Origin of the sequence: Burkholderia sp. BCC0097, from assembly GCF_902832985.1 — a bacterium.
GTDB lineage: Bacteria > Pseudomonadota > Gammaproteobacteria > Burkholderiales > Burkholderiaceae > Burkholderia > Burkholderia orbicola.
Map to the genome: position 1 here is coordinate 363,666 of NZ_CADFDM010000008.1, position 7,778 is coordinate 371,443.

Annotated in this window: 8 protein-coding genes and 1 pseudogene; 4 read left to right on the forward strand and 5 right to left on the reverse strand. The window is 66.8% G+C overall.

Features of this window, described 5'->3' with window-relative positions; genetic code table 11:
* The first annotated feature begins 103 nt into the window (after nucleotides 1–103).
* Both HWX07_RS27580 and HWX07_RS27585 read left to right on the forward strand, forming a co-directional pair.
* Entirely contained in the window at nucleotides 104–709 is a 606-nt protein-coding gene (locus HWX07_RS27580; protein WP_175878418.1) for a TetR/AcrR family transcriptional regulator, read from the forward strand.
* Nucleotides 710–773: 64 nt separating this feature from the next.
* Nucleotides 774–1,253, forward strand: a complete 480-nt coding sequence (locus tag HWX07_RS27585) for a nuclear transport factor 2 family protein (protein WP_027808506.1) — start codon at nucleotides 774–776, stop codon at nucleotides 1,251–1,253.
* A 476-nt stretch (nucleotides 1,254–1,729) separates the two neighbouring features.
* Here the strand turns inward: HWX07_RS27585 and HWX07_RS27590 are convergent, their stop codons facing one another.
* The gene (locus tag HWX07_RS27590; RefSeq protein ID WP_006480184.1) at nucleotides 1,730–2,815 is read right to left on the reverse strand and encodes a tartrate dehydrogenase; all 1,086 of its coding nucleotides are present in this window, start codon (nucleotides 2,813–2,815) and stop codon (nucleotides 1,730–1,732) included.
* A 115-nt stretch (nucleotides 2,816–2,930) separates the two neighbouring features.
* On the opposite strand from HWX07_RS27590, the gene HWX07_RS27595 reads away from it, so the two are divergent.
* Nucleotides 2,931–3,854 (forward strand): LysR substrate-binding domain-containing protein, encoded by a 924-nt coding sequence (locus tag HWX07_RS27595; RefSeq protein ID WP_175878419.1) that lies wholly within the window; start codon nucleotides 2,931–2,933, stop codon nucleotides 3,852–3,854.
* Nucleotides 3,855–3,919: 65 nt separating this feature from the next.
* Here HWX07_RS27595 and argC read toward each other — a convergent pair whose 3' ends face one another.
* Nucleotides 3,920–4,861, reverse strand: coding sequence for an N-acetyl-gamma-glutamyl-phosphate reductase (argC, locus tag HWX07_RS27600; protein ID WP_175878420.1), 942 nt, complete (start codon nucleotides 4,859–4,861; stop codon nucleotides 3,920–3,922).
* Between the two features lie 120 nt (nucleotides 4,862–4,981).
* On the opposite strand from argC, the gene HWX07_RS27605 reads away from it, so the two are divergent.
* The gene (locus HWX07_RS27605) at nucleotides 4,982–5,866 is read left to right on the forward strand and encodes a LysR family transcriptional regulator (protein ID WP_175878421.1); all 885 of its coding nucleotides are present in this window, start codon (nucleotides 4,982–4,984) and stop codon (nucleotides 5,864–5,866) included.
* 50 nt (nucleotides 5,867–5,916) lie between these two features.
* Here HWX07_RS27605 and HWX07_RS27610 read toward each other — a convergent pair whose 3' ends face one another.
* From HWX07_RS27610 to HWX07_RS27620, 3 genes and pseudogenes are all read right to left on the reverse strand, one after another.
* Nucleotides 5,917–6,381 carry a hypothetical protein gene (locus HWX07_RS27610; protein WP_175878422.1) on the reverse strand — a complete coding sequence of 155 codons (465 nt, stop codon included), beginning with the start codon at nucleotides 6,379–6,381 and terminating at the stop codon, nucleotides 5,917–5,919.
* A 60-nt stretch (nucleotides 6,382–6,441) separates the two neighbouring features.
* The gene (locus HWX07_RS27615; RefSeq protein WP_175878423.1) at nucleotides 6,442–7,659 is read right to left on the reverse strand and encodes a patatin-like phospholipase family protein; all 1,218 of its coding nucleotides are present in this window, start codon (nucleotides 7,657–7,659) and stop codon (nucleotides 6,442–6,444) included.
* Nucleotides 7,656–7,778 (reverse strand): annotated as a pseudogene (locus tag HWX07_RS27620) (3-hydroxybutyrate dehydrogenase); the annotation flags it as partial. The pseudogene HWX07_RS27620 and the gene HWX07_RS27615, both read right to left, overlap by 4 nt.

A 7,778-nucleotide genomic window follows, 5' to 3' on the forward strand; every position in this document is an offset into this window, starting at 1 on the left:
TCGAGCTGAAGACTCGACATTCAGGCACGATTCAACCTTCCCACCGGCAGGGCCTTTTCATTCGGGTATTGACGACGGAGAACGATCGTTCTACCGTAAACCCATGAACACACTTCTCGACTCTTCCGGCGAACCGGGCGTTCGCGACCGGCTGCTCGACGCGGCCGAAGCGCTGATCTATTCGGGCGGCATCCATGCGACCGGTGTCGACGCCATCGTCAAGCGATCCGGCGCGGCACGAAAGAGCTTTTATTCGCATTTCGAATCGAAAGAAGCGCTGGTGGTCGCCGCGCTCGAACGGCGCGACGAGCGCTGGATGCGCTGGTTCGTCGATGCCACGCTGGCACGCGGCAAGGCGCCGCGTGCGCAACTGCTCGGCATGTTCGACGTGCTGCGCGACTGGTTCGGGCAGCCCGACTTTCACGGCTGCGCGTTCCTGAATGCGTCGGGTGAGATACCCGACGCGGACGATCCAGTGCGCGTCGTCGCCCGCATGCACAAGGCGCGCCTGCTGGCATTCGTGCGCGAGCGCCTCGACGCCTATGCCGACGAAACGGGCATCGAGCGCCGCGGGCTTGCGCGCCTTGCGCGCCAGTGGCTCGTATTGATCGACGGCGCGATCGGCGTGGCGCTCGTCAGTGGCGATGCAAACGCCGCGCGCGATGCGCGCGCGACGGCTGAACTGCTGCTCGATACCGCATCGCGGTAGCCGACGCAGCGAATCCGAACCGGCTGCGCGCGTTCGCGGCCAGAACCCTGAACAGGAGCAACCCATGTCCGCTTCCCCCGAAGTTCGTCCGCCCGTTCCGCCCTTCACGCTCGACACGGCGCGCCAGAAAGTGCGCGCCGCCGAGGACGCGTGGAACACGCGCGACCCGCAACGCGTGTCGCTTGCCTATACGCCGCAAAGCCGCTGGCGCAACCGCGCGGAATTCGTGACGGGCCGCGATGAAATCGTCGGGCTGCTGCAGCGGAAGTGGGCGCGCGAATTCGATTACCGGCTGATCAAGGAGCTGTGGGCGTTCGGCGGCAATCGCATCGCGGTGCGCTTCGCGTACGAGTGGCACGACGATGCGGGCAACTGGTTCCGTTCATACGGCAACGAGAACTGGGAGTTCGACGAAAACGGCCTGATGGCGCATCGCCACGCGAGCATCAACGATCTGCCGATTCGCGAGGCGGACCGTCTTTATCACTGGCCGCTCGGCCGTCGTCCGGATGATCATCCGGGGTTGTCCGACCTCGGGCTGTGATGATGCGCGCACGCGTTCAACGGATCGGCGAACGCATCACCCAGGTTCAATGGTGAGGAAATTCGGGAGCTGTCCGCTGAAGGTGAGATTTTTCGGGACGAGGTGAAATGTCGCGTCGAACTGTGTGCATGGAACAGATCGACGTGACATCGCGCGGGTAAAGCGGTGCAGACCTCGGAGTGCAGCGGTGTGCTTTCCTGCGTGATGCATCTCACCGATCGCGTCGAAGCGGTCGTGTATTGGCGATCGGTGTGTGCGAGTGTGACGTGCAACTCACCGATCGGATCATCTTTCGAGTTTCAACGAAAAACCGCGCAAGCAGTGCGCGTTGCGATAGGGCGTTGCTCACCGCTCGATGTTCACCGCCGCCGCATCGTCAAAGTCAGCACACGTGCGCAACCGCATCGTGTATCGCTCATCGCAGAGCGATTCACGAAGCCCCACCCGGCGCCCGCGCCGGGCACGACCCTCACCTCTCACCCCGCAATCCGCGCGGCGATCGCCTCGCCCACTTCCTGCGTGCCCGCGTTGCCGCCGAGATCGCGCGTACGCGGCCCGGTGCGCAGCACGTCCTCGATCGCGGCGACGATCGCATCGTGCGCTTCGCGTTCGCGGCCCGTGCCGTTGCCAAGGAAGTCGAGCATCATCGCCGCCGACCAGATCATCGCGACCGGATTCGCGATGTATTGCCCCGCGATGTCGGGCGCGGAACCGTGCACGGGTTCGAACAGCGACGGGAACGTGCGGTCGGGGTTCAGGTTAGCCGACGGCGCGATGCCGATCGTGCCCGTACAGGCCGGCCCGAGATCCGACAGGATGTCGCCGAACAGGTTGGACGCGACGACGACGTCGAAGCGGTCCGGCTGCAGCACGAAGCGCGCGCACAGGATGTCGATGTGCTGCTTGTCGACCGCGATCTCCGGATAGCGTTCGGCCATCTCGGCCGCGCGCGCATCCCACCACGGCATGCTGATCGCAATGCCGTTGCTTTTGGTCGCGACGGTGACGCGCTTCGCGCGCCGCTGCGCGAGCTCGAACGCGAATTTCAGCACACGCTCGGTGCCGTGCCGCGTGAAGATCGACTGCTGCATCACGACTTCGCGCTCGGTACCTTCGAACATCGTGCCGCCGACCGACGAATATTCGCCCTCGGTGTTCTCGCGCACGATCATGAAATCGATGTCGCCCGGCCGGCGGCCGGCGAGCGGCGACGGCACGCCGTCGAACAGGCGCGCGGGCCGCAGGTTGATGTACTGGTCGAATTCGCGGCGGAATTTCAACAGCGAGCCCCACAGCGAAATGTGATCGGGCACTGTCGCCGGCCAGCCGACCGCGCCGAACAGGATCGCGTCCATGCCCGACAGTTGCGCTTTCCAGTCGTCCGGCATCATCGTGCCGTGCTGCGCGTAGTAGTCGCAGCTCGCCCAGTCGATCTCGACGAAGTCGAAGCGCACGCCGAAGCGTGCGGTCACGGCGGCGAGCGCGCGCAGGCCCTCGGGCATCACTTCGCGGCCGATGCCGTCGCCGGGGATCACGGCAATCCTGTAAGTCCTGTCGGTCATGCAAATCTCCTTGGCTGGTTGGCCGGCTGCCGGGGAGGCAGCAGCCCGTCACGACATTCTATTTATTTCCATCTGGATTAAAATCGCTCAAAAGTTAATCGACTTTCCACGAATCGTGAATAAATCGCCGAACCTCGACGACCTGCGCGTGTTCAGCCTGGTCGTCCGCCTCGCGAGCTTCAGCGCGGCCGCCGAGCAGCTCGCCGTGTCGCCCGCGTACGTCAGCAAGCGCGTCGCGATGCTCGAGGCGCAGCTCGGCACGCGCCTGCTGCATCGCTCGACACGCCGCATGACGGTTACCGAGGCCGGCGAACGCGTGTTCGCGCGCGCCGAGAAGATTCTGGACGACGTCGATCATCTCGTCGAGGACGTGTCGACCACGCGCACGGTGCCGCGCGGCACGCTGCGCATGTCGAGCAGTTTCGGCTTCGGCCGGCACGTCATCGCGCCGGCGCTGCTCGACTTCAGCGCGCGCTATCCGCAGTTGAACGTGCGGCTCGATCTGTTCGACCGGCTCGTCGATGTGGCTGGCGAAGGCTACGACCTCGACGTGCGCATCGGCGACGAGATCGCCGATCACCTGATCGCCCGCCGCCTTGCCACGAACCATCGCGTGCTGTGCGCGTCGCCCGACTATCTCGCCCGACGCGGCACGCCGCGCTCGCTCGCGGATCTGGCCTCGCACGATTGTCTTGCGATCAAGGAGCGCGATCATCCGTTCGGCGTATGGCGGCTGAACGTGCGCGGTGAGACGGTCACGGTGAAGGTCGGCGGCGCGCTGTCGACGAACCATGGCGAGGTGGCCGTGCAATGGGCGCTGGCCGGACGCGGCATCGTGCTGCGCTCGATCTGGGAGGCCGGGCCGCTGATCGAACGCGGCGCGTTGTGCCGCGTGCTGCCGGACGCGATCCAGCCCGCGAACATCTGGGCCGTGTATCCGGAGCGCGTCGCGGCGTCGGCGAAGGTGCGCGTGTGCGTGGATTTTCTGGTGGAGACGCTGGCCGGCCTGAATGCCGCCGCGGGTGACGATACGGCCTGAAACCGGCTAAAGGTGAGCTTTTACGGGGGCGTGCGCAGGCATCGTCGACGATGCCTGCGGGCGCGTCACGCCGCGTGTCGCGCGCCGAGCATCAGGTCGAGATTCTGCACGGCTGCGCCGGACGCCCCTTTGCCGAGATTGTCGAACACGGCGGACAGCAATACCTGCCCGCCATCTGCGTTGACGAACACGCCGAGCCGCAGATCATTGGTGCCGTTCAGCGCTTGCGGATCGAGATGCGTTGCCGCGGCGGCGTCCGCGAGCGGCATCACGTCGACGTGACGCGCGTCCGCGTAGTGGTGCGCGAGACACGCATGCAGCCGCTCACCCGTCACGCCGGCCGGAAGCAGGCGCAGCTCGATCGGAATGGTGAGCACGATGCCTTGCCGATAGGCACCGTAGGCTGGCACGAAGAACGGGCGGTGCGCGAGCCCCGCATGCTGCCGGATCTCGGGCACGTGCTTGTGCTCGAGCGCGAGGCCGTAGACCTGCAGCGGCAACGCGCGTGCCGCGGCGTCGCCGGATTCGAATGCGTCGACGGCGGCTCTCCCGCCGCCCGAGTAACCGGACACCGCGTGGATGCTCACCGGGTAGTCGCGCGGCAGCAGCCCGGCCTGCAGCAGCGGGCGAAGCAGGCCGATCGCGCCGGTCGGGTAGCAGCCGGGATTGGTCACGCGTTTCGCATGCGCAATGTTGTACGCGTGTCCGTCGGCCATCTCGGGAAAGCCGTAGACCCAGTCGGGCTGCGTGCGATGGGCCGAACTCGCATCGATCACGCGTACCGCCGGGTTCCGGATGAAGCCGACCGCTTCGCGCGCGGCCGCGTCGGGCAGGCACAGGATCGCGATATCGCATGCATTAAGTGCATCGGCGCGCCGCGCCGCGTCCTTGCGTTCGGCGGCGGGAAGCGTGAGCAGCCGCACGTCGGTGCGGTCGCGCAGACGCGCGTGAATCTGCAACCCGGTCGTGCCCTGGTCGCCGTCGATGAAGACAGTGGGGAAGCTCATGATGGTCGTGCTCGTCGCGTTCGGTCGTCGGGGAAACCGTATCGTCCACCGAACGCCTAGAATAGGAAAAGTTGAATTTGCTGATCGTCTGATTCAGCTTTTCTGAACGAGAGGTGTGTGATGCGCGAGATCAGTCTGGACCGCCTGCGTACGCTGGTCGCGATCGCGGACCAGGGTTCCTTCGTGGCGGCGGCGCAATGGCTTCATCTCGCGCCGCCGACCGTCAGCCTGCATGTCGCCGAGCTGGAAAGCCGCGTCGGCGCGCCGCTGCTGTCGCGTACGCGCGGCAACGTGCGCCCGTCGGTGATCGGTGAAGTGCTGGTGGAGCGGGCGCGGCGTCTGCTGGCGGAGGTCGAATCGACGCTGGACGACGTGCAGCGACAGGTGCAGGGGTTGACCGGGCGCGTGCGTCTCGGCGCCTCGACCGGTGCGATCGCGCATCTGCTGCCGCAGGCGGTGGCCGGACTGCGCGCGCAGCATCCGGATATCGACGTGCAGATCGCGGTGCTCACATCGCAGGACACGCTGGCGCGCATTGCACAGGGCACACTCGACGTCGGGCTGGTCGCGCTGCCGCAAGCACCGGTCGCGGGGCTGTCGATCCGCCCGTGGCGCCGCGACCCGGTGATGGCTTTCCTGCCGGCCGACTGGCCGCTTCCGGCCCGTGTGACGCCGGCGTATCTGGCCGCGCGGCCGCTGATTCTCAACGATGCGACGACGCGCCTGTCGAGGCTCACGACCGAATGGTTCGCGCTCGGCGGCCACCGGCCCGTGCCGCGGATCGAACTCAACTACAACGATGCGATCAAGAGCCTGGTCGCCGCAGGGTACGGCGCGACGCTGCTGCCGCACGAGGCGGGCGCCCCGCTGCCGGATACGCGTATCGTCATGCGGCCGCTACGTCCGGCCTTGTGGCGCGAACTCGGGATCGCCCATCGGGCCGGCCCGGTCGAACGGGCGACGCAGCATGTGCTCGATGCGCTGCGGGCGCTCGGCGCGCGATAGCGGGCCGTCGTGCGGCTGACCCGTGCGGGCCGCCCGGCCTGAACGCACGTTCAGAGCCGGTTGTCCTTCGCCAGCGTGAGCACGCGCGCCCAGCGCTGCGCATCGCGCTTGTCCATCATCGGCAGTTTCCATTCGCCGCGCACGGTGTCGCGTACGCGCACGACGAGATGCCAGCGGCCGTCGATCGGCGCAGCCTCGCAACCGTCGAGCTGCGACAGCGTATAGCGGCCGTCCGCGCTGTCATGCGACAGCCACAGCAGCCCTTGCGTCGTGGACACGCGTAACTCGCCCCACGCGCGATGCACGATATGCGTCCAGCCTGCTTCCTTCGTGTTGGGTGCGATGTCGCGGCGGCGCTTGAGCCACCACGCGATCAGCGCGATCAGGAGCGCGGCGGCGAGCACGGCGGCCGCGATCGCGACCGGCTGGCCGAACTGCGCGGCGATGACGTGAAACAGGTGAACGGCGCCCCATCCGAGGGCGATGAGCGCGAATAGCGCAATGAAAATCGGCATGTCGAATCGGAAAGGAGGACGGGCCGGCGCATGCGGCGCACCGGCCCGTTGCACACGGCATTACCGGCGGCGGTGAATGTCGTGCGTGACGAAGCCCGCGTCGTTGGTGGGCAGCGCGAGGCCGTCCTTCACCGCGAGCGTCTTGCGGATGTCGTCGAGACCCGCGGACCAGTGGTCGCGCATCGTCGACAGACCGAACTGATAGTCCTTGTAGTGATGCTCGTACGCTTTCTGCTGATAGATCAGATGCTGGATGTTGTACTTCTTTCCGCTCGACATTTCTTCGGCTTCGACGCACCACGGATCGTTCTTGCGCTGCTCTTCCGGCACCTGTTCGAGCACGTGGCGCAGCACGTTGCGGTAGCGCTGTTCGCGCTGCAGCGTGTCGGTGACGAAACGCGTGCGGCTCGAATACTGCACGTCCTTCGTGCGCTCGGCGACGTCGGCCATCGTGCGCGGCAGCGGCCCGCGCGCGCTCCACAGATCGACCTGGAACGCGAGCGTGTCGCTGCGCGGCCGGGCGCGCAGCACTTCCATCAGCGGCGTGTTCGACACGACACCGCCGTCCCAGTAATACTCGCCGTCGATCTCGACGGGCGGGAACGCGGGCGGCAACGCACCGGACGCCATGAAATGCTCGGGCGCGAGACGGATGCGCGAGTTGTCGAAGTACACGAAGTTGCCGGTGCCGACGTTGACCGCGCCGACCGACACGCGCGTCTCGCCCGAATTGATCCGGTCGAAATCGCACAGCTTGAGCAGCGTCGTGCGCAGCGCCGACGTGTCGTACCAGCTGATCTTTTGCGGATGATCGGCCACGCCCGGCAGCGGCGGCGGGAAGCGCGGCACGAAGAAGCCTTGCTGGCCCTGCATCATCGCGCTCGCGGCCTGCGACGCGGTGAAGAACGTGCGCACCTGGTCGATGCTGTTGAACAGCGCGAATTCGAACGCGGCCGGAATCGCGGGAAAGAACGCCGGCTGGCAGATCGTTTCCCAGAATTCACGCAGGCGCTCGACGCGATGCTCGGGCGCGTTGCCGGCGATCAGCGCGGTGTTGAGCGCGCCGATCGAGATGCCCGCGATCCAGTCGAGCGGAATGCCCGCCTCGTGCAGCCCTTCGAACACGCCGGCCTGGTACGCGCCGAGCGCGCCGCCGCCCTGCAGGACGAGCGCGATCGTTTCGTACGGCAGCGACCGCGCAGAGGCCGGTGCGCCGGCTTCGTGGTGCAGGTCCGCCGCATCCACGGCCTGCTTTTCGGTGCGGGCGTGCGGCTTCATTGCATGAACCAGCCGTGGCTGACGATGAACGACTGGCCCGTGAGCGCGGCGCTCGGGAATGCCGACAGGAACAGTACCGTCTGCGCGACGTCCTGCACCGTCGTGAACACGCCGTCGAC